This window comes from Paraburkholderia unamae, from assembly GCF_003096875.1.
Taxonomy (GTDB): domain Bacteria; phylum Pseudomonadota; class Gammaproteobacteria; order Burkholderiales; family Burkholderiaceae; genus Paraburkholderia; species Paraburkholderia unamae.
On the sequence record NZ_QEOB01000002.1, the window covers coordinates 485,895 to 506,329 of the forward strand.

General features: G+C 66.3%; 18 protein-coding genes. 9 read left to right on the top strand and 9 right to left on the bottom strand.

Annotation, left to right across the window (positions count from 1 at the left end):
* Positions 1-57 precede the first annotated feature (57 nt).
* The gene (locus C7402_RS06150) at positions 58-477 is read left to right on the top strand and encodes a type II toxin-antitoxin system HicB family antitoxin (RefSeq protein ID WP_112169264.1); all 420 of its coding nucleotides are present in this window, start codon (positions 58-60) and stop codon (positions 475-477) included.
* A gap of 45 nt (positions 478-522) precedes the next feature.
* On the opposite strand, the gene C7402_RS06155 is transcribed toward C7402_RS06150, so the two are convergent.
* From C7402_RS06155 to C7402_RS06170, 4 genes are all read right to left on the bottom strand, one after another.
* Positions 523-1,026, bottom strand: coding sequence for a GNAT family N-acetyltransferase (locus tag C7402_RS06155; RefSeq protein ID WP_116609979.1), 504 nt, complete (start codon positions 1,024-1,026; stop codon positions 523-525).
* 16 nt (positions 1,027-1,042) lie between these two features.
* A complete protein-coding gene (locus tag C7402_RS06160) occupies positions 1,043-1,957 on the bottom strand; it encodes a glutaminase (protein ID WP_116609980.1) in 915 nt (304 codons plus the stop codon).
* Between the two features lie 117 nt (positions 1,958-2,074).
* Positions 2,075-2,686: a helix-turn-helix transcriptional regulator gene (locus tag C7402_RS06165; protein WP_224045106.1), complete on the bottom strand. Its 612-nt coding sequence runs from the start codon at positions 2,684-2,686 to the stop codon at positions 2,075-2,077.
* 106 nt (positions 2,687-2,792) lie between these two features.
* Complete coding sequence (locus C7402_RS06170) at positions 2,793-3,764, bottom strand: ornithine cyclodeaminase family protein (protein WP_116609982.1); 972 nt, start codon at positions 3,762-3,764, stop codon at positions 2,793-2,795.
* A 159-nt stretch (positions 3,765-3,923) separates the two neighbouring features.
* Between C7402_RS06170 and C7402_RS06175 the strand changes: the two genes are divergently transcribed.
* Positions 3,924-4,721, top strand: a complete 798-nt coding sequence (locus C7402_RS06175) for an ABC transporter substrate-binding protein (RefSeq protein ID WP_112169254.1) — start codon at positions 3,924-3,926, stop codon at positions 4,719-4,721.
* Positions 4,722-4,752: 31 nt separating this feature from the next.
* Positions 4,753-5,997 (top strand): NAD(P)/FAD-dependent oxidoreductase, encoded by a 1,245-nt coding sequence (locus C7402_RS06180; RefSeq protein WP_112169252.1) that lies wholly within the window; start codon positions 4,753-4,755, stop codon positions 5,995-5,997.
* A 12-nt stretch (positions 5,998-6,009) separates the two neighbouring features.
* On the opposite strand, the gene C7402_RS06185 is transcribed toward C7402_RS06180, so the two are convergent.
* A complete protein-coding gene (locus C7402_RS06185; protein ID WP_112169250.1) occupies positions 6,010-7,578 on the bottom strand; it encodes a DHA2 family efflux MFS transporter permease subunit in 1,569 nt (522 codons plus the stop codon).
* A 288-nt stretch (positions 7,579-7,866) separates the two neighbouring features.
* Between C7402_RS06185 and C7402_RS06190 the strand changes: the two genes are divergently transcribed.
* The 3 genes from C7402_RS06190 (at position 7,867) to C7402_RS06200 (ending at position 10,968) form a co-directional block, all read left to right on the top strand.
* The gene (locus C7402_RS06190) at positions 7,867-8,526 is read left to right on the top strand and encodes an alpha/beta hydrolase (protein WP_116609983.1); all 660 of its coding nucleotides are present in this window, start codon (positions 7,867-7,869) and stop codon (positions 8,524-8,526) included.
* 366 nt (positions 8,527-8,892) lie between these two features.
* Complete coding sequence (gene mreB, locus C7402_RS06195) at positions 8,893-9,948, top strand: rod shape-determining protein (protein WP_112169766.1); 1,056 nt, start codon at positions 8,893-8,895, stop codon at positions 9,946-9,948.
* Positions 9,949-10,182: 234 nt separating this feature from the next.
* Positions 10,183-10,968, top strand: coding sequence for an alpha/beta fold hydrolase (locus C7402_RS06200; RefSeq protein WP_116609984.1), 786 nt, complete (start codon positions 10,183-10,185; stop codon positions 10,966-10,968).
* 132 nt (positions 10,969-11,100) lie between these two features.
* Here the strand turns inward: C7402_RS06200 and C7402_RS06205 are convergent, their stop codons facing one another.
* Positions 11,101-11,502, bottom strand: a complete 402-nt coding sequence (locus C7402_RS06205) for a hypothetical protein (protein WP_112169243.1) — start codon at positions 11,500-11,502, stop codon at positions 11,101-11,103.
* Positions 11,503-11,870: 368 nt separating this feature from the next.
* Here C7402_RS06205 and gltA point away from each other — a divergent pair, with 368 nt between their 5' ends.
* The gene (gltA, locus tag C7402_RS06210; protein WP_112169241.1) at positions 11,871-13,172 is read left to right on the top strand and encodes a citrate synthase; all 1,302 of its coding nucleotides are present in this window, start codon (positions 11,871-11,873) and stop codon (positions 13,170-13,172) included.
* Positions 13,173-13,400: 228 nt separating this feature from the next.
* Positions 13,401-15,680, top strand: coding sequence for an amylo-alpha-1,6-glucosidase (locus tag C7402_RS06215; RefSeq protein ID WP_112169239.1), 2,280 nt, complete (start codon positions 13,401-13,403; stop codon positions 15,678-15,680).
* 48 nt (positions 15,681-15,728) lie between these two features.
* Here the strand turns inward: C7402_RS06215 and C7402_RS06220 are convergent, their stop codons facing one another.
* From C7402_RS06220 to C7402_RS06230, 3 genes are all read right to left on the bottom strand, one after another.
* A complete protein-coding gene (locus C7402_RS06220) occupies positions 15,729-16,808 on the bottom strand; it encodes an asparaginase (RefSeq protein WP_116609985.1) in 1,080 nt (359 codons plus the stop codon).
* A gap of 159 nt (positions 16,809-16,967) precedes the next feature.
* Complete coding sequence (locus C7402_RS06225; protein WP_116609986.1) at positions 16,968-18,209, bottom strand: NAD(P)/FAD-dependent oxidoreductase; 1,242 nt, start codon at positions 18,207-18,209, stop codon at positions 16,968-16,970.
* A 71-nt stretch (positions 18,210-18,280) separates the two neighbouring features.
* Positions 18,281-19,225 carry a LysR substrate-binding domain-containing protein gene (locus C7402_RS06230; protein ID WP_116610090.1) on the bottom strand — a complete coding sequence of 315 codons (945 nt, stop codon included), beginning with the start codon at positions 19,223-19,225 and terminating at the stop codon, positions 18,281-18,283.
* 176 nt (positions 19,226-19,401) lie between these two features.
* On the opposite strand from C7402_RS06230, the gene C7402_RS06235 reads away from it, so the two are divergent.
* On the top strand, positions 19,402-20,427 hold the full coding sequence (locus C7402_RS06235) for a DUF1338 domain-containing protein (protein ID WP_116609987.1): 1,026 nt from the start codon (positions 19,402-19,404) through the stop codon (positions 20,425-20,427).
* Positions 20,428-20,435 lie beyond the last annotated feature (8 nt).

A 20,435-nucleotide genomic window follows, 5' to 3' on the forward strand; every position in this document is an offset into this window, starting at 1 on the left:
CGGTGAGCGCGCGCGTAGACCTCACTGCCAAGTCATAGCAAGGAGAAACTGGCCGCCATGTGGTCCTATCCCGCCAATCTCGAACTGGACACCAACGGCACCTATCTGGTGACGTTTCCGGACATTCCCGAAGCGGCATCCGTGGGCGACGACGCTGATGAAGCGCTGCTCAACGGGCTCGACGCACTGGAGAGTGCCATCGAGATCTACTTCGACGAAAAGCGCAAGGTGCCCTTTCCCTCGAAGCCGCGCAAGGGGCAGCCGTGTGTCGTGTTGCCAACGCTCGTCGTGGCGAAAGTGTTGCTCGCCAATGAAATGATTCACCAGGGCGTGCGCAAGGCCGAACTGGCGCGGCGGCTCGATGTGCATATGCCGCAAATCGACCGGCTGCTCGATCCACGCCATGCTTCCCGGATCGATGCCATGGAGGCGGCGTTCAACAAGCTGGGCAGGCGCCTCGAAATATCGATCGTCTGATTGTGCTGTCTGACTTGCCGCGCATTCGTCATGCGTGAAGCGCGTTCAATTCGCCTCGAAGGCGGCGTGGTATTGCACCGTCGCGGCGGGCACGCTGCCGCGCAACGCAATTGCCTGGAAGTATTCGGGCGGCACGCCCAGCAGCACGAGCGCGGGTTGTGCGGCAAACCCGAAGCGCGCGTAGAACGCCGGATCGCCGAGCAGCACGCAGCCCGCCGCGTCTCGCGCGCGCAGCGCATCCAGCGCGTGTTGCATCAGCATGGCGCCAATGCCCTGCATTTGCCGCGCGGGCGCCACCGAAATCGGCCCGAGCCCGAACCAGTCCTTCGAGCCATCGGAAAGCGCGACCGGCGAAACCGCCACGTGCCCCACGATCTCGCCTTTATCCTCGGCAACGAGCGATATCGTCAATGCACCGGCAGCGCGTAGCGCGTCGACGATTGACTGCTCCGTGTGGCTCGTATGCGGGGCGTGCAAAAACGCAGCCTCGGTCAGGGCGTGGATCGCCGCGTGATCGGCCGGGGTTTCGCTACGGATGTGTAAAGTCATGGCGTGCGTCGCGGCCTCAGAAAATCGAGCGGCCGGTGCGCGTGGTCAGCCACTCCAGTGCCAGCGAGCCCACTTGCGAATTGCCCGTCGCGTCGAGCCCCGGCGACCACACGCACACCGCGAACTCGCCCGGCAGCACCGCGACGATGCCGCCGCCCACGCCGCTCTTGGCCGGCAAGCCGACGCGGTAGACAAAGTCGCCCGCCGCGTCATACGTGCCGCAGGTCAGCATGAGCGCCGAAAGCCGCTTTGCCGAACTCGCGTCGAGCACGTGCTCGCCGTTCGCGGGCGACACACCGCCATTTGCCAGAAAGAGCGCCGCACGCGCCAGTTCCACACAGCTCATGGAGATGGCGCACTGGCGGCAATAGGCGTCGATCACCGTATTGGCGGGCATTTCCAGATTGCCGAAGCTCGCAATGAAATGCGCCATCGCGCGGTTGCGCTCGGCGTGCGCGATCTCCGACTGCGCGACGCGCAGGTCGTAGCCGATGCCGGGCTCGCCCGAGAGCCGCCGCACGAAATCGACGAGCGCGGTTTCCGCCTGCACGAAGCGGCGGCACAGCACGTCGGTGACGACGAGCGCCCCCGCGTTGATGAACGGGTTGCGCGGCTTGCCCGCTTCGAATTCGAGTTGCACGAGCGAGTTGAACGCCGTGCCGGACGGCTCGCGGCCCACGCGTTGCCAGAGCGCGTCGCCGAGCAACTGGAACGCGAGCGTGCAGGCGAACAGCTTCGAAATGCTCTGAATCGAGAAGCGCACGTCGGCGTCGCCGGTGCGGTGCACCTGGCCGTCCACCGTCACGATGGCCATGCCGAAATGATCGGCGCGCACCTTCGCAAGCTCGGGAATGTAGTCAGCGACGCGGCCTTGCCCGATGTACGGCTGCAAGTCGCGATGGATGGTTTCGAGAATGGGCGAATAGTTCATGGGCGGCGCAGGGAAGCCGCGGCGGGGCGCCCGCCGCGGTCCCCGCGATTGTAGCGGCTGCGCCCCTCGACGCGGCGCAGCCGTGCGCGATTGTGCGTTGGCGCGTGATATTGCGCGTTATTGCGCGTCCGCCTTCATCTCGCGCAGATGCTTGTACACGGTCGCGCGCCCCATCCCCAGCACTTTCGCAACGTAGTTCGCCGAGCTTTTGCCCTTGAACGCGCCTTCGGCATGGAGCGCCTCGACCAGTTCGCGCCGGTGCTCGCGCGTGAGCGAGTTGAGCGCGATCTGCCGTTCGCGCAGCCAGCCGTGCAGGAAGGTGTTGATGCGCTCCTGCCAGTCGTCCTTGAACAGCTCCTCGGGCTGCGCGATCACGCCCGCGCCGCGCAGGAACAGGTTGAGCGTGGCCTGCATGTCGTCGAACGCGGCGATGTTGAAGTTGATGCACATGACGCCCGCCGCGCGCCCCTCGTCATCGAACAGCGCCGTGCTCACGCAGCGCATGCGCCGCCCGTCCCAGTTCACCTTCTCGTAGGGGCCGAGCAGCTTCTCGCGCGTGGTTTCCTCGACGTCTTCGAGCGCCGAGTCGTCGCCGATCTCGCGCTTCGAGAGATTGTTCGAGAGATACGCCACGGTCTGGTCGGCGAGATCGTGAATCACGACTTCCGCGAACGGGAAGAACAGCGTCGTGATGCTGTCGGCCACGTGTGCGTAGCGCGCGAGCAGCATGTCGCGTGACGTTTTCGGGCTGGCGGGCTTTTTCACGGTTTCGATCTCAGGTTGACGTGGCGCGCGCGTTGGCTGGGCGGCGCGAAGGACGTCGATGATACTGCGATCACGCGCGCAGATGCGTATAGAGCGCGTGGGCGATGGCCATATCTTCGAGGCCGAGGCCGATCGAGCGGAAGAACGCATGGCGCGCGTAAGACGGCCGCGGGCAGGCGTCGTTCGCGAGTTCCGCGAGGTCGCCCGCGATCGATTCCGGCGACCAGCCATGCTCGCGCGCGGCCAGCACCATTTCGCCCGCACTTTGCGGCGTGGTGTGGCGATAGTCGCAGTACACGTCGAGCGAGGGCAGCGCGGCGGGGTCGATCTCGTGCGCCTGCGCGACATTCGTGCTGATCGACGTGATGAGCGCGGGCTTCGTGAGGGCGTCGAGCGCGAGCACGGGCTTGCCGGAGGAGGTGCAGAGCATCACCACGTCGGCGTCGCACACGCATGCTTCGGTCGTCGCCGCCACGCTGGCGCGTGCGTCGAGCGCGCGCAGCTCGGCCTGGCGACTGGCGTCGTCCGCGAGTTTCGGTGAATACACCTGAATGCTCTCCCACGCGCGCAGCGGCGCAACATGGCGAATGTGCGTGAGGGCGACCGCGCCCGAGCCGATTACGGCCAGGCGTTTTGCCTCGCGCGGCGCGAGCTGGTCGACGGCGAGCGCCGTCGTGCCCGCCGTGCGCTCGGTGGTGAGCAGCGCCGAGTCGCACCACATGAGCGGCTGGCCCGTTTTCATCGACATCAGCGCGGTCCAGGCGGTGATGACGGGCGGCCGGCCTTCGGCGCCCACGATGTACGGCGAGAGCTTCGCGCCGAACACGCCCGCTTCGCCGAGCACGCCGAGATAGGTGATGAAGTCGCCGGCCTGGCCGGGAAACAGCGTGAGCGTTTGCGGCGGCTGCACGGCTTCGCCGCGGCCGAGCGAGGCGAACAGGCGTGCGAGTTCGCCGCGCACGTCGAGGCCGGGCAGGGCGGCGCGCACCTGAGCGGCGTCGACGACGAGCGGCGCGGCGGTGGATTGGGACGTCTCGTTCATGCGGGGACTCCAGAGTGGCGATGTAGACATTTTTGTCCATTCTAGACTTTCTTTTTATTTTTCGTCTATATTCCTCCTGCGGCCGCGGCGCTCGGGAAAGGGCGTTGCACGGGGCGCATCGCGCTTGAACTGACACTGATTACGAATTGGGTGACGACGATGAACAGGAAGATGATTCGCTTCGCGGCAGCGGCCAGCCTTGCTGGCTTCGCGGGTATGACGGCGGGCGCGGCGCACGCGCAGGATCCGAAAACGCTGCGCTTTGGCGTGGAGGCGTCCTATCCTCCGTTCGAGAGCAAGACGCCTTCGGGGGCATTGCAGGGCTTCGATATCGACATCGGCAATGCCGTGTGCCAGAAGTTGCAGATGAAGTGCGTGTGGGTCGAGAACAGCTTCGACGGGCTGATTGCCGCGCTCGAGGCGCGCAAGTTCGACGTCATCAATTCGGCGATGAACATCACCGAGAAGCGGCGTCAGCAGATCGCCTTCACGCCCGCCATCTACGTGATGCCGATCCAGATGGTCGCGAAGCGCGGCTCGGGTCTCCAGCCCACGCCCGAGAGCCTGAAGGGCAAGTCGGTTGGCGTGCTGCAAGGCTCGACCCAGGAGGACTACGTGCGCAAGCACTGGGGCACGCAGGGCGTGAACGTCGTCACCTATGAAAACCAGGACCAGATTTTCGCGGACCTCGCGGCCGGTCGTCTGGACGGCGCGGTGCAGGAAGTGCAGACCGCCACCGACGGCTTCCTCTCGAAGCCGCAGGGCAAGGGCTTCGAATTCGCCGGCGCGCCGCTCAAGGACCCCGCCACGCTCGGCGAAGGCACCGGCTTCGGTATGCGCAAGGACGACGCGGCGCTCAAGGCCAAGGTCGTCGCGGCGATCGATTCGCTGCGCCAGGACGGTACGCTCACGAAGCTCTCGATGAAGTATTTCGGGCGCGATATCGTCGCGAAGTGATTGCGGTAATTTCGGACGGCAGAGTCAATTCATGAGCAAGAGCGCGATCGTTCTCGGCGCGGGCATCGTGGGCGTGAGCGTCGCGCTGCATTTGCAGGCGCGCGGCGTGCAGGTCACGCTCGTCGACCGGCGCGGGCCAGGCGAGGAAACGAGCCACGGCAACGCCGGGTTGATCGAGTCGTCGTCGGTGGTGCCGTATGGCTTTCCGCGTGACTGGCGCACGCTGCTGCGCCTCGTGCGCAACGACTCGACCGTGCTGCGCTACGACGTGCGCTCGTTGCCCGCCTACGCGCGCTGGCTCGCGTCGTTCTGGCGCGAGTCGTCGCCGGCGCGGCTCGCGCTCGCCGCGCGCGACATGCTGCCGCTCATCGAGCGCAGCGTGGCCGAGCACGACGCGCTGATCGCACGCGCGGGTTTGCGCGAACTGGTGCGGCCCTCGGGCTGGCTCGAAGCGTGGCGTGCGCCCGGGCCGTTCGAGCGGGAAATGCGCACGGCGCAAGGCGTGGCCGATGCGCATGGTCTGCATGTGCGGATGTTCGACGCGCCAGGCTTGCGTGCGCTCGAACCTTCGCTTGGCGAAGGCTACGCGGGCGCGATTCACTGGATCGACCCCGCGAGCGTGGCGGACCCTGGCGGACTCACAAAAGGCTATGCGCAACTGTTCGTGCGCGAAGGCGGCGTGATCGTGCGCGGCGACGCGTGCACGATCGCACCACAAGGCAAGGGCTGGCGCGTGCAGACCGACGATGGCCCGGTGAGCGCCGAGCTTGCGGTCGTGGCGCTCGGCCCGTGGTCGGATCTGGTCACGCGCCCGCTTGGCTACCGCGTGCCGCTCATGGTCAAACGCGGCTATCACATGCACTACGCGAGCGAGGCGCGCGCGCCGCTCGAACGGCCGGTGGTGGATATCGAGGGCGGTTACGTGATCGCGCCGATGCGGCGCGGCCTGCGGCTCACCACGGGCGTGGAGCTTGCCACGCGCGAGCGTCCGCCCAATTACGCGCAACTCGACGCGGCGGAGCGCGAGGCGCGGCCCGTGTTCGGCCTTGGCGCGCGACTCGATGCAACGCCGTGGATGGGCCTGCGCCCCTGCACGCCCGACATGCGCCCGCTGCTCGGCCCCGCGCCGCGCCACGCGGGGCTATGGTTCGCGTTCGGCCACAACCATCATGGGCTCACGCTCGGGCCGGTCACGGCGCGTCTCGTCGCCGAGCAGATCGTCGGCGAAACGCCGTTTATCGATCCCACACCGTATTTGCCCGCGCGCTTCGGTTAATGCGCGGTCGGGCTAATGCGCGCCGGCCGCGCCGCCTCCGCCGCCCCGTGTCGACTTCGTGATCCAGATAAGCGGAATGATCACGAGAAAGATGATGGCCGAGATATAGAAAATGTCGTTCAGCCCCATCATGGCGGCCTGCGTCGTGAGCTGAAAGTCGAACAGCGCGCGCGCGGACGGTTCGCTCAAATGCAGCGTTTTCTGCGTCTGGTCGATGGCCTGGACGAAAGTCGGGTTGTTGATCGAGGCCTGCTCGGTGAGCCGCGCGTGATGCAGGATCGTACGGTTGTTCCAGGCGTTCGTGGCGATCGAGGTGCCCACCGCGCCGCAGAACACGCGCACGAAGTTGGAGAGGCCCGCCGCCGCCGGCACGCGGCTCGGCGGCTGCCCCGCAAGAATGATGGCCGTGAGCGGCACGAAGAAAAGCGCCATCGGGATGCCTTGCAGCAGCGTGGGCAGCACGAGATGGAAGGTGTCGATTTCGACCACATACATCGAGCGCATGTAGAACACCCCCGCGAACAGCACGAAGGCGATCGTCGCGATGATGCGCGCGTCCGAGCGGGGCAGCAGCTTCCCCACCACGGGCGAGAGCAGCAGCGCGAAAATGCCGAGCGGCGCGGTCACGAAGCCCGCATCCACCGAGCGGTAGTTCAGATACTCCTGCATCCATTGCGGCAGCAGCACGAGATTGCCGAAGAACACCGCATACGCCACGGAAATCGCGATCGTACCGCCGAGAAAGTTACGTTGTCCGAACAAGCGTAAATCGACGATCGGATGCGCCTCGGTCAACTCCCACACGAGGAAAAACGCAAAGCTGATGAGCGCGACGATGCCAAGCGTGACGATCACGGGCGAGTTGAACCAGTCGAGGTCCTTGCCCTTGTCGAGCAGGATCTGGAGCGAGGCGACCCAGGTGATCAGCAGAGCGAGGCCCACCACGTCGATGGGCGGTTTGCGCGTGGCCGATTCGCGTTTGCGATAGATCGACCACGTCACGAACGCGGCGAAGAAACCCACCGGTATGTTGATGTAGAAGATCCACGCCCAGTTGTAGCTGTCGGTGATCCAGCCGCCGAGCGCCGGTCCCGCAATCGGCCCGACGGTCGTGGTCATTGCCCAGAAGGCGAGCGCGCTGGCCGATTTGTCCTTGGGCCAGGAGCCGAGCAGGATGGCCTGCGAGAGCGGGATCAGCGGGCCGGCCACGGCGCCCTGGAGCACCCGCGCGATCAGCAGGAAGGGCAGGCTGGGTGCGATGCCGCACAGCCAGGAGGCCAGCACGAACGAGAGGATCGAGGTGATGAACAGGCGCACCTGCCCGAAGCGCTGCGTGAGCCAGCCGGTGAGCGGAATGGAAACGGCGTTGGCCGCCGCGAACACGGTGATGACCCACGTGCCTTCGTCCACGGAAACGCCGAGGTCGCCGGAGATGGTCGGAATGGCGACGTTGGCGATCGACGTGTCGAGCACGTTCATGAAAGTCGCGAGCGAGACCGCGATGGTCCCGAGGAGCAGACTGCCTCCCTGGAGCGGCGGCGGTGGCGCGGGCGGCGCGGCTGATGCGGCGGGTTGATTCAAGCGTCTTCTCCGCTGATTCGGTTTGCGGCACAGGATACCCGCAATCGCCGCAGGTCATCGCCATCCGCGAAGCAGCCCCATGCGGCACAGGGTCATCGGGGCTTGCGATCGGCTTTCGCCGCCCGGTTCGCCGCCTGGTTTGTCACTTTGACGCTTTACCTAACAGCGGGAAATTGAGTCTTTCATTCACATCGCGCACGGCGAGCGTATCCTTGCGCCTGTCTCGCGCCGCGCAAAATGCGCGCGCTCAACACACAATACGGTTACACCCACAGGGGAGGCCTGACCATGAGCTGGGAAGCATTTGATGGAGGCTGGCGCCTGGCGCCCGCAGATGGCGCGGCGCGCGCGCTGGTCGTGCTGCTGCACGGCGTGGGCAGCAACGCCCAGGACCTGACGCCGCTCGCCGACGTGTGGCGCGATGCGCTGCCGGGCGTCGCGTTCGCGTCGCTCGACGGCAGCGAGCCGTTCGATGGCGGCTTTGGCGGCCGCCAATGGTTCAGTCTGCGCGATATCAGCGAGACGAACCGCGAGGCGCGCGTGGTGGCGGCCTCGCAGGTTTTCGAGCGACGGCTCGAAGCCGAACTTGCGCACTGGGGACTCGGCCACGAAGCGCTCGCGCTCGTCGGTTTTTCGCAGGGCTCCATCATGTCGCTTTACCACGCGGCGACACAGGCTTCGGGCGCGGCGGCCGTGGTGGCGTACGCGGGCCGTCTCGTGACGCCCGTGGTCGCGAGGAGCCACACGGCGCTTACGCTCGTGCACGGCGAGGACGACGAGGTGATTGCGGCGAGCGAACTCGAGCGCGCCGCCGCCGCGTTCAGCGACGCCGGCTTTGCCGTCACCGCCTTCGCGTTGCCGGGCGTGGGTCACACGATCACGCCGCAGGGCGTCATGCTCGGGCGCGACGCCCTGGTGCGCGCGCTCGCGCGCGAATCCAACGGCTAACGCACGCTGGTGCGAACGCCGGGCCGCCACTGGCCCGGCGATTCAATACAAGTTTCCGACCCCGTTATGTGCGCCCATTCAAATTCATATAAATCGGTATAAGCGACACATCGCCGGATTCGAAACTGTCTTATTTCGGCCATTTTTGCCGATTATCCTATGCAGTTATTTTTGGCGCGGCTAAAGTTCGCGCCGGTCGCGGCCGTTAACACGGGGAGTCGTCGCGACCCTTTGCTTTGCGGGCCGCGTTGGCCCGTTCCGCCCGGCGCGCGGTCAGTTCGCGCAGCCTGGACGAGGCCGCCATCGGGAATGCCCTCCGGCGGCGCTTTGCCAGCCGGGCAGCTCAAAACCGCACATCAGACCAATATGGCCCGAGCCAAGCCGCATTCCATTTTTTCCAAAAGGCTGTTCCGCCAGGACATGGCGCTCGATCTTGGCACGGCCAACACGCTGATCTATACCGCCGACGAAGGCATCGTGCTCAATCAGCCCTCCGTGGTCTGTTTCGAGCGCCGCGCCGGCGCGGGTGAGACGACGGTGGCCGCCGTGGGCCGCGAGGCGAAGGATCTGCTCGGCCGCACGCCCGTCAATCTGGAAACCGTGCGTCCGCTTTCGCACGGCGTGATCGCCAACTTCTCCGCCGCCGAGCACATGATGCGCCGCTTCGTGGCGATGGCGCAGCCGCGCCGTTTGCTCGGGCGGCGCGCGGCGTTCACGGTGTGCGTGCCGGCGGCCGCGACCCGGGTCGAACGCCGGGCGATTCGCGAGGCGGCCTTCGCGGCCGGGGCGGCAAGCGTGAACCTGATCGGCGAGTCGCTCGCCTCGGCGCTCGGCGCGGGCCTGGCCGTGAATTCGGCAACGGGCTCGATGGTCGTGGACATTGGCGGCGGCACGACGGAAGTGGGCATCGTCGCCCTGGGCGGCGTGGCGTGCAGCGGCTCGGTGCGCGTGGGCGGTGAGCAGTTCGACCGCGCCATCGTCGATCACGTGCGTGCGCTCTACGGCGTCGTGCTCGGCGAGCAGACCGCCGAGCACGTGAAGAAGACGATAGGTTGCGCGCTGTACGGCGAGCCTGTCGAACGCATGCGCGCCACCGGGCGCAGCATGGAGGACGGCCTGCCGCGCACCATCGAGATCACGAGCCACGACGTGGCCGACGCGCTGGCCGCGCCGTTGCGCGAGGTGATCGGCGTGGTGCGCCACGTGCTCGAAACGGCGCCGCCCGAACTCGTCACCGATATCGCCGATACCGGCATCGTGCTGACGGGCGGCGGTTCGCTGCTCAGCCGCCTTGACCAATGCCTCGCGGCCGAACTGGGCGTGAACGTGCGCGTGGCCGACGAGCCGCTCACCTGCGCGGTGCGCGGCGCGGGCGCGGCGTCTTCGCTCATTAGCGAGCACGCGTTCGAAACGGTCGAATAAGGCGCTGGCGGGCGGTGACGGCGCGGGTTCGCCCGCTTGGTTCCCCGCTTGTTCGCCCTGTGCCTTGCGCGCCGCCGTGGGACAATACGCCACTTTGCCGGCGTGCGCCGCCGTGGCAGGGGCTTCCCGCCGCCGCAGCGCGCCGCCCGTTCGTTGCCTCCACATCATCCAGCCGTGAATCCAGCCGCATTTCCCGCCCCCGGAACGTTCGTCGAACTGCCCGGCGGCCTGCCCATGCCCTATGTCGAACGGGGCGAGGGCGAACTCCTTCTCTTCGTGCACGGGTCGCTGTGCGACTACCGTTACTGGCAGCCACAACTCGCGGGTCTCGCGCAGCACTACCGCTGCGTTTCCGTGAGCCTCACGCACTACTGGCCCGCCGGCGACGCCGCGCGCGGCCAGCCCTTCAGCTGGCGGCGTCACGCCGACGAACTGGCCGCGTTCATCGACGGCTTCGGCGCGGGTCCGGCGCACGTGATCGGCCATTCGCGCGGCGGCCTTGTCTCGTTCCAGTTCGCGCGGCGGCATCCGGGGCACGTGCGCACGCTCACGCTCGCCGATCCCGGCGGGCCCGTGCAGCAGCCCGGTCAAACGCTCGCCACACTGCCGGAGACCGTCAACGCACTGCGCGCCCGCGCCGTGGCGCTGATCGAATCCGGCGAGGTGGATGCGGGGCTGGAATTATTCGTCGATTCGGTGAGCCGACCCGGCTTCTGGGCGAAGAGCACGCACGCGTTCCGCCGCATGGCGACCGACAACGCGCACACCCTCGGCCCGCAGTTTCACGACACGTTGCCCGCGTACACGCGTGGGGACGCGGCCGAAGTGACTTGCCCCGTGCTGCTGATCGACGGGGCGTTGAGCCCGGAGATGTTCCACCGTGCGGTGGCGGCGCTCGAAGCGTGGCTGCCCGACGCACGGCGCGCGAGCGTGGAGGGCGCGTCGCACGGCATGAATCTCGCGCGGCCCGCGGCGTTCAACGAGTTGATCGACCGGTTCGTGAGCTGGCACGGACGCTAGGAAAGCGCTGAAAAGGGCGCTGAAAAAGGGCGCAAAAAAGTTGCAGAAACGCCAACGGCGGCCGCGTGCATCGAGTCACGCGGCCGCCGTTGCTTTGGCTGCGGGATGTTTCGTATCCCGAACGATTGGCGCTTATTCGCGGCCGTGCGCGTGCGCGTCGAGCTTGTGCTCCGCGGCTTCGCCCACGAGGCCCGCATAGTAGAGATGCACGCCGATCGCGAGCGAATCGTTGCGGATTTCGTGGAAAGCCTTCCACGCCTTCACGGGGTCCTTGAACACGAGGTAGTGCGCTTCCTGCGAAACGAGCCGCGCTACCTGATGCAGACCATGACCGTGCAGTGCGTCCACGAGGGCGTCGAGGCTGCGGTGCGTGCGCGCGTCGGTGCGCGGATACAGCATGTGCAGCACGGCGACGCGTTCGCTCGCGAGCGCCGCCGAGAGTGCGACCACGATGTCCTGATGATTGAGTGCCGTGACGACGGCGCCCTCTGCGAGCTCGTCTTCTGCGAACAGGGTGTCAATCGAGATGTTCATCCGTTGCTTCCTTACGTTTTGCTTTAAGCGCGTGTGGCCAAGAAAAAAGACCCGCCGGTGAGGGCGGGTCGAACTACAGCATGCAAGGACAATTAGGGGAAGTCATCGCATGTCAAGCAGTATCGCAGAGCCGGGGTGCGTCATGTTGCACCGCAAGAGCAAAATATTGTTGCAGGAATCGATGTTAAGGAAGCCGCAAGCTTTGAATGTTGCTGGCACGAAGAGGGATTGTTGCTGCCTGCGCTATCAATCGATGCTGCGCTGCGACGTAGAATGCGACGAGCGGTCGCAGCAATGCCTGCCCGGACGAATGGGCCCCCGGCGTGGCTGCCTCCTGTCGCGAAGTGACAGCAATCCAAGGACACAGAATGATCGATTCGAAGACACACGCCACGCTCACGATCCCCGGCCACGCTGAAGGCGTTGAACTGCCGGTCTACCAGGGCACCACGGGCCCGGACGTGATCGATATCCGCAAGCTGTACGGCCAGACCGGCATGTTCACGTACGACCCGGGCTTCATGTCCACGGCGGCGTGCAACTCGGCGATCACCTATATCGACGGCGACAAGGGCGAACTGCTGTACCGCGGCTACCCGATCGACAACCTCGCGCAAAACGCCGACTTCCTCGAAAGCTGCTACCTGCTGCTCAAGGGCGAACTGCCCACGCAGCAGCAGAAGGACGAATTCGTGGCCTCGGTGAAGAACCACACGATGGTTCACGAGCAGATGCACTTCTTTTTCCGGGGGTTCCGCCGTGACGCGCATCCGATGGCGATTCTGGTGGCGGCGGTCGGCGCGCTGTCCGCGTTCTACCACGACTCGCTCGACATCAACGATCCGAAGCATCGTGAGGTGTCGGCGATCCGCATGATCGCGAAGCTGCCGACGCTCGTCGCCATGGCGTACAAATACACGGTCGGCCAGCCGTTCGTGTATCCGCAAAACGACCTCTCGTACAGCGCGAACTTCATGCGCATGATGTTCTCGACGCCCAGCGAAGAGTACAAGGTCAACGACGTGCTCGTGCGCGCGCTCGACCGCATCCTCATCCTGCACGCCGACCACGAGCAGAACGCTTCGACCTCGACGGTTCGTCTGGCGGGTTCCTCGGGTGCGAACCCGTTCGCGTGTATCGCGGCGGGTATTGCTTGTCTGTGGGGTCCGGCGCACGGCGGCGCGAACGAAGCCGCGCTGAACATGCTCGAAGAAATCGGCTCGGTGGATAACATTCCCGAGTTCATCAAGCAGGTGAAGGACAAGAACTCGGGTGTGAAGCTGATGGGCTTCGGCCACCGCGTGTACAAGAACTACGATCCGCGCGCGAAGCTCATGCGCGAGACGTGTTACGAAGTGCTCAACGAACTCGGCCTGCACGACGATCCGCTCTTCAAGCTCGCCATGCAGCTCGAAAAGATCGCGCTGGAAGACGAATACTTCGTGTCGCGCAAGCTCTACCCGAACGTCGACTTCTACTCGGGCATCGTGCAGCGCGCGCTGGGCATCCCGACCGCGATGTTCACCTGTATCTTCGCGATGGCGCGTACGGTGGGCTGGATCGCGCAGTGGAACGAGATGATCGCCGACCCCGAGCAGAAGATCGGCCGTCCGCGCCAGCTCTTCATCGGCGAAGCGCCGCGCGTGGCCAAGCCGATCGCGCAGCGCTAATGCTCTCGCGGCGCGCCGTCAGGCGCGCGCCGTAAGCGCATCGCATGCCTTGCCTTCACGGGCGCCCGCACGTTTTACCGTGCCGGCGCCCGCAATTTTTTCCGCGCACGTTCCTTGCATGCGGCCGCAGAAAGCCGCGCATTGATTCCCTCCATGCGCGCCGAAGCCACTACAATCAAGCGGAAGCGAACCGTACCGTAACCCGTTGCACGGCATTGGAGGCACGCAATGCAGGATCCTGAAACACTCGGTGGCGTCACGCGCTCAAGCGGCGTGGATCATCCTGTTCAAGACGCACGAGAAACCGACGGTGCGTTCATCGCGCCCGAAACCCCCGAAGTCGCAAGCGCCGACCAGCATGTGCTGAAGTCGGGCGGCACCTTTATCGTCAACGATCCGCTCGGCGACATCACCGGCGTCGACGACGGTCTCTTCGTCAACGACACGCGCGTGCTCTCGTCGCTGCGTTTGACCTTCGGCGGGCGCGTGCCCTCGCTGCTCTCGGGCAGCGTGAGCAGCGACAACGCCGTGTTCACGGCCCACCTCACCAATCGTCCGCTGCCGCCGCTCGGCGGCACCACCACGCCCGAAGGCGTGATTCACGTGCAGCGCGAGCGCGTGCTCTCGGGCACGATGATGACCGAGGCCATCGAACTCACGAACTATGGCACCGAAGACGCCGTGGTGCCGCTTTCCATTTCGTTCGCGAGCGACTTCCGCGACATGTTCGAAGTGCGCGGCCTGAAGCGCGAAAAGCGCGGCACGCTCATGCCGCCGCGCGTGGAAGACGGCGAGGTGCGGCTCGAATACATCGGCCTCGACAAGGTCGCGCGGCGCGTGCGGATCGAATTCTCGCCCACGCCGAGCAAGCTGCTCGCCGATCGCGCCGACTTCACCGTGGACCTGCCCGCGCAGGCCTGCGTCTCGATCTACCTCACGGTGGCGATCGAAGTCGAGGCGCTGCCCGGCGCCGCGCCCGGCACGCAAAGCGCGGGCATCTTCCAGCCGCCTCATTGCCTCGCGAACTCGGCGGAACAGCGCGTGGGCCGCGCGGCCGTGCGCGCCGCGCTGGTCGACTCGCACATCGTGATGCGCGAACGCCGCCGTGCGGCCGCGCGCCTGCGTTCGAGCAATCCGCTCTTCAACGCGTGGATCAACCGCTCGATCGCCGACCTGGGCCTGCTCACCACTGACTTGCCGACCGGCCCGTACCCGTACGCGGGCATTCCGTGGTTCTCCACGCCGTTTGGCCGCGACGCGGTGATTACCTCGCTGCAAACGCTGTGGCTCACGCCCGCGCTCGCGCGCGGCGTGCTGCGTTTTCTCGCCGAGCATCAGGCGCGCGAGGACTCGGCGTTTCGCGACGCGGCGGTCGGCAAGATCATGCACGAAATGCGCAAGAGCGAAATGGCGGCCACGGGCGAGGTACCGTTCGCGCTCTACTACGGCGGGGTGGACACCACGCCGCTCTTCGTCGTGCTGGCGGGCGCCTATGTGGAACGCACGGGCGATGTTTCGCTGATCGACGAGTTGTGGCCGGCGCTCGAGCGCGCGGCGGCCTGGGTTGCGGGTGTGTGCGACCGCAACCAACTCGGTTTGCTCGACTACCGGCGCGAATCGGAAGGCGGCCTCGCGAACCAGGGCTGGAAAGACAGCCACGACTCGGTGTTCCATGCGGACGGCCGCTTCCCCGACGGCCCGATCGCGCTTGTCGAAGTGCAGGCGTATGCGAGCGCCGCGTTCGAGACGATGTCGCGCTTCGCCACGCATCGCGGTCTCGTCGAAGACGCGGCGCGCTATGCCGCGCGCGCCTCGAAGATCCGCCGTTGCGTGGAGGAAAAGTTCTGGATGCCGGAGTCGGAGTTCTACGGCATTGCGCTCGACGGCCACGGCGAGTTGTGCCGCGTGCTGGCGTCGAATGCGGGGCATCTGCTCGCGTTCGGGCTGCCTCAGGAGGAACGCGGCCGCGCCGTGGCGGAAGTGCTCGAATCGGCGCTCTTCCACACGGGCTGGGGCGTGCGCACGCTCGCGGCGGGTCAGGCGCGTTTCAACCCCATGGCGTACCACAACGGCTCGGTCTGGCCGCACGACAACGCGCTGTGCGCGCGCGGTCTTGCACGCTATGGCCGCAAGGCGGCGGCGGTGCGGCTCTTGCAGGCGCTGTTCGAGGCCGCCGTGACGTTCGACATGCGTCTGCCCGAACTCTTCTGCGGCTTTCCGCGCCGGCGCGGCGAGCCGCCGACCGCGTACCCGGTGGCCTGTCTGCCGCAAGCCTGGGCCGCGGGCTCGCCGTTCATGATGCTCGAAGCGTGTCTTGGCGTGACGATCGACGCGGCGCGCAACGAGGTGCGTGTCGAGCAGCCCATGTTGCCCGAAGGCATCGACTGGCTGGAGGTGGGCGATCTGCGCGTGGGCAAGAATACGGTGACGCTCATGTTCCGCCGCGTGGACGGCAAGGTCGTGGCATCAGCCGATCGCAGCGACGTGAAGGTGGTGGCGTTGCTGTGAGCGTTGTGTTGGCGCGGGCTTTCGCGGCCCGCGCCGCCACCGCCATGCTCATTGGTGCGTCGGGTGATCGACGCGTTTGAGTGCAAACTGCGGCGAGACAAAGCCCGTTTCGACACCCATCGTATTGACGATGCGCGGGGCGTCGAATTTGCTTAGTTGTGCAAGCTGTTGCGCCGTGCCGATGCCCAGTTGCCTGAGCACTTCCACGACGATCGCGTAGAGCACGGTCTGATCGCCGTCCTCGACTTTCACCGCGATACCTAGCGCGGGCCCGCCCGTATGCGCGGCAGTCGCGCTGCTCGCGCGGACGCCGATCGCATAGCTGCCCGCCGCGCCCACCTTGCCGACGAGCGCACCTTCGAACGCGCGCATGAGCATCGTGCAAAAACGGCCTTCTCCCGCCACCAGTTCCGGATACGACGTCATCGCGCGATAGATGCGGGCGAGTGCCTGCGTGCGGGCGTCGGCGGAAGTGCCTGCGTGATCCTGCGCGGCGGCGAGCTTGACGAAGAGTCGCGCAAGCCGTTCGAGCGCGAAGGCGGGCGTGGGCAGATTGCAACCGTCGATGGCCCATTCGACATCCGTTTCGGCGAGGTCGCAGGCTTGCGCCACGATGCGCTTCACATGCTGCTGCAAGGGATGCGACGGCAGATGGTAATCGGCCAGCGCCGCGCCGATGGAGCGCGCGCCGGCCAGCATGCCCGCGTGCTTGCCCGAGCAGTTGCTGCACACCGCGCCCGGCGTGAAGTCGCGTTTGATCCACGCCTTGTACACGGCGTCGGAGAGTGGCGCGTGTCCACCGCAGCGCAGGTCCGCTTCGGTTGCGGATACCTTGGCGAGCATCGCGCGCGTGCGCTCGATATGGCGATCCTCGCTGCTGTGCGAGGCGCACATGAGCGCGAGATCGGCCTCGTCGAAGCCGAAGCGTTCGAGCGCGCCCGTCTCGACCACGGCGAGCGCCTGCGCGGGCTTGGCGGCCGAGCGCACGAGCGTCATGCGCTGCGGGTTGCCGAGCGCGTAGAGCAGTCGGCCCTGAGCGTCGACCACGGCGATATGGGCGGCATGTGTGGTTTCGATCGCGCCGCCGCGCAGCACGTTTACGGCGGGTTGGGTGGCGTTCGTCGTCATCGTGGGTGTGCCTCTTCGCGTTGGTTGGGCCGCATCGCCTCGCCGCTATGTGTGCGTTGCACGGCCGATGAGCGATTCTAATCCGCGCGGCGGGCTGTCAATGCGGGATGTCAAGCGCGCCGTGGCGGGTGCGGTTTTGACCGGACGTTGGCCTGCGCCTCAAAACCGGTCGATGCGAAACGGCGTGAGATCGACGGCGGGCTGCTGGCGAGCGATCAATTGCGCGACGAGTTCGCCGGTGAGCGGGCCGAGCGTGAGTCCCAGGTGCTGATGGCCCGTGGCCACGAAAACGTTACGCGCGCCACGCATCTCGCCGATCATCGGCAGGTAGTCGGGCAGCGTCGGGCGCTCGCCGTACCAGCGCTTCGCGACGCGCGGGGCGGGCTCGCCAGGAAAGAGCGTCTGGAATTGCGTGGCGAGCAGGTCGGCGCGACGCCAGTCCGGCGCGCCGCGCGCGCCGAGTTCGACGGTCCCCGCAAGACGAATGCCTTGCTCCATCGGGTTGCAGGTGAAGCCGCGCTCGACGAAGCTCACGGGCACGCGCAAGTGATCGCGTGACGGCGCGGCTAGCTGCACGTGGTAGCCACGCTCGTTCGTGAGCGGAATGCTGGCGCCGAGTTGCTGCGCCAGTTCGGCGCTGCGTGAGCCCGCTGCGATCAGCACCTTGTCCGCGATGTGGGTTTGCCCGTCGAGCGTCACGGTAATCCGGCCGTCGGGCAGGGGGCGCAGCGCCTGCACCGCGCCGCTCGTGAAGCTCGCACCCGCCGCAAGCGCGGCGTCGAAAATGCGCTCGACCACCCGTTGCGGATTCGTGACGGACGCCATGCCCGGAAAATAGCGTGCGTGGCTCATATGCGGTGTGAGCGCCGGCAGATAGTCGCGGCGCACCTGAGCGGCCGTGAGCGTCTCATAGCGCACGCCGTGCCGGTCGAGCAGTTCGAGCTGCGCACGCTCCGTTGCGGGCGCAACGGGTTGCTCGAACACATAGAGCGAACCGATGTCGCGAAAGAGCCCGTCGCCGATATGGCCGTCCAGCAGACGCCGCCAGGCTTGCGCCGCGACGGTGACGAGGCTCGCGAGTGCGCGCGTGTTACGCCGAAAGCGCGGCTCTTGTGCTTGCGCGACGAACTCCAGCAGCCACGGCGCCATGCGCGGCAGGCTGCGCTTGTGCAGGCGCAGCGGGCTGTCCGCGCGCAGCAGCATGCGGGGCAGGCCGGCGAGCGTTTCCGGGCTCGCGAGGGGCGCGACATGGTCGACGGCGATCAGTCCCGCGTTGCCGAACGAACATCCTGTGCCGGGCGGCGCGCTGTCGACGATACGCACGCGCATGCCGCGTTGCGTGAGTTCAAGCGCGGCCGCAGTGCCGATGATGCCCGCGCCTATGACGACCACGTCTTCCATGTCAGTCTCGCGACGAAAGGGGTTGTTTCGTCCGATGCTAACCGAAATATTTCCTATAAGAAACTTTTTTCTTATCGTGCATTCTCGCGATGTGAGCCGTGCGCGTCGTGCTGGGTGCGCTGGGTACTGTAGGCGCTGGCCTGGTCGAGCAGCCACGCGCGGAACTGCTCTAGCGGTTTGCCGTGACTGAGTTCCGTGGGGTAGACGAAGTAGTAGCCGCCGTCCGCAACCGACGCGGTATCGAACGCGATGACGATGCCGAGCCGTTCGAGCTGGCCTTCGACAAAGAATTTCGGCACGAGCGCCACGCCGAGGCCCGCTGCCGCCGCCGCGATCAGCATGGTGTGAAGTTCGTAGCGCACGCCGTGCATGGTGGCGTTGTCCGCCACGCCGAGATCGTCGAACCAGCGTGTCCAGGCGTCCGGGCGCGTGGTGGAGTGCAGGAGCGGGTAGGCGAGCAGTTCATGCGCCTTCTTGATGGGGCGCGTGAGCAGCGAAGGCGCGCAGACTGGCACGACTTCCTCGCCGAACAGGTAGTCGGCCGAGGTGCCGGGCCAGGTGGGCTTGCCGTAGTGGATCGCGGCTTCGAAGTGCGATTCCTCGAACGAGAAGGTGTCGGTGCGCACGCCCATGTTCACGCGCACGTCGGGCGTGCGGTCGTAGAAGTCCTTGAGGCGCGGGATCAGCCACTCGGAGGCGAAGGTCGGGAGCACGGCGAGTTCGAGATACCCGCCGCCGCTGCCGTGCGCAATGATGGAGAGCGTGTCGCGATCGAGATTTTCCAGCGCGCGCCGGACCTGCGTGCTGTACAGCCGCCCCGCGCGCGTGAGCACGACCCGTTGCTTGGCGCGCACGAACAGGCGCACGCCGAGATTCGATTCGAGCGTGGCGATCTGGCGCGACACCGCGCTTTCGGTGAGGAACAGTTCTTTCGCAGCGTGCGTGAAGCTCTCGTGGCGCGCGGCGGCTTCGAAGGCGGTAAGCGCACCGATGTTCGGGATCTTGAATTTTCGCATGATCATTCCGTAAACTCATCAAGTAACAATTTAATCTCGCTTTACGCGGCACGCAACCGTCCGAATAATGCGTTTCACGTATGTTTACGTACGTTCACGTATGGCCGGCCCGAACCGGAAGGTCGGCGTCCCCACTGTTGGCCGCCTGGTGGCGGCTGTGCCCATGAGATCTGGTGATGCGCAATTCGAACGTAGAACGCCTGTTGTCGGCGCTGCTCGGCCCTGAGAAAACCGAAGCCCTTTTTTCGACGCTCAACTCCCCGTCGATTCTTGAAGACTGGGAGGACGGCACGGTCACGCGCGCCGAACTCGCGCAGGCGATGAACATGGCGTTGTTCGAAGACCTGCTGGAGCGTTCGCCCAACGGGCGCATCTACACGAACGATGCGCTCGCGCGCGGCGGCGCGGTCTACTTCGATCACGGCGCGCTGCGCACGGTGCGATGGCCGCATAACGGCGCGCTGCCGCCCGGCGAGGCGGCGTTCACGCGCATCCTGCGTCCGCTCGGCTTTCGCCTGAACGGCCGCTATCCGCTGGACAAGCTGGGCATGACGGGCCGCGCCTACGCCCACGAAGACGCACCCGACGAGATCGCACAGTTCTTCGTGAGCGAGCTACACCCGGAGCGGTTCTCGGCCGCGTTCCAGCAGGCGGTGACCAACGTGGTGGGCGCTTCGAAAGATCCGCTCACGCCGCTCGCGATGGCCCAACTCTCCGAACTCGAACGCGACGGTTCGCTGCCTCTCGACGCGGCGCTTGCGCTGCTGCCGGTGATCGTTGGTGCGTTCGCACGCCAGCACGACGCGCCCTCTGTTTCGGACTACGAGACGTTGTTGCGTGAGTCGGCGGAGATGGCATGGATCTCGACGGAAGGCAACGCGTTCAATCACGCGACCGACCGCGTGGACGACGTGTTCAAGCTTTCCGACGAGGAGAAGGAAAAGGGCCGCCCGATGAAGCCCGAGGTCGAACGCTCGCGCTCGGGCCGCGTGTTTCAGACCGCCTACCGCGCGGACACCGTGGAGCGCGAGTTCCGCGCGGCCGACGGCGAGCGCGTGACGCGCCAGGTGCCGGGATCGTTCTACGAGTTCATTACGCGCAAGCGCGAGTTCGATCAGGCTTCGCGCCGCTGGCAGACCGATCTGCGCTTCGACGCGGGCAATGCCACGGGCATTTTCAAAATGACGGCCAACGCCGCCTGATCGCGCAC

What these genes read in the sequence shown, in the direction of transcription:
- C7402_RS06150 (WP_112169264.1), top strand. Translation starts at nt 58, where the DNA reads ATGTGGTCCTATCCCGCCAATCTCGAACTGGACACCAACGGCACCTAT.
- C7402_RS06155 (WP_116609979.1), bottom strand. Translation starts at nt 1,026, where the DNA reads ATGACTTTACACATCCGTAGCGAAACCCCGGCCGATCACGCGGCGATC.
- C7402_RS06160 (WP_116609980.1), bottom strand. Translation starts at nt 1,957, where the DNA reads ATGAACTATTCGCCCATTCTCGAAACCATCCATCGCGACTTGCAGCCG.
- C7402_RS06165 (WP_224045106.1), bottom strand. Translation starts at nt 2,686, where the DNA reads ATGCTGCTCGCGCGCTACGCACACGTGGCCGACAGCATCACGACGCTG.
- C7402_RS06170 (WP_116609982.1), bottom strand. Translation starts at nt 3,764, where the DNA reads ATGAACGAGACGTCCCAATCCACCGCCGCGCCGCTCGTCGTCGACGCC.
- C7402_RS06175 (WP_112169254.1), top strand. Translation starts at nt 3,924, where the DNA reads ATGAACAGGAAGATGATTCGCTTCGCGGCAGCGGCCAGCCTTGCTGGC.
- C7402_RS06180 (WP_112169252.1), top strand. Translation starts at nt 4,753, where the DNA reads ATGAGCAAGAGCGCGATCGTTCTCGGCGCGGGCATCGTGGGCGTGAGC.
- C7402_RS06190 (WP_116609983.1), top strand. Translation starts at nt 7,867, where the DNA reads ATGAGCTGGGAAGCATTTGATGGAGGCTGGCGCCTGGCGCCCGCAGAT.
- mreB (WP_112169766.1), top strand. Translation starts at nt 8,893, where the DNA reads ATGGCCCGAGCCAAGCCGCATTCCATTTTTTCCAAAAGGCTGTTCCGC.
- C7402_RS06200 (WP_116609984.1), top strand. Translation starts at nt 10,183, where the DNA reads ATGCCCTATGTCGAACGGGGCGAGGGCGAACTCCTTCTCTTCGTGCAC.
- C7402_RS06205 (WP_112169243.1), bottom strand. Translation starts at nt 11,502, where the DNA reads ATGAACATCTCGATTGACACCCTGTTCGCAGAAGACGAGCTCGCAGAG.
- gltA (WP_112169241.1), top strand. Translation starts at nt 11,871, where the DNA reads ATGATCGATTCGAAGACACACGCCACGCTCACGATCCCCGGCCACGCT.
- C7402_RS06215 (WP_112169239.1), top strand. Translation starts at nt 13,401, where the DNA reads ATGCAGGATCCTGAAACACTCGGTGGCGTCACGCGCTCAAGCGGCGTG.
- C7402_RS06220 (WP_116609985.1), bottom strand. Translation starts at nt 16,808, where the DNA reads ATGACGACGAACGCCACCCAACCCGCCGTAAACGTGCTGCGCGGCGGC.
- C7402_RS06225 (WP_116609986.1), bottom strand. Translation starts at nt 18,209, where the DNA reads ATGGAAGACGTGGTCGTCATAGGCGCGGGCATCATCGGCACTGCGGCC.
- C7402_RS06230 (WP_116610090.1), bottom strand. Translation starts at nt 19,225, where the DNA reads ATGCGAAAATTCAAGATCCCGAACATCGGTGCGCTTACCGCCTTCGAA.
- C7402_RS06235 (WP_116609987.1), top strand. Translation starts at nt 19,402, where the DNA reads ATGCGCAATTCGAACGTAGAACGCCTGTTGTCGGCGCTGCTCGGCCCT.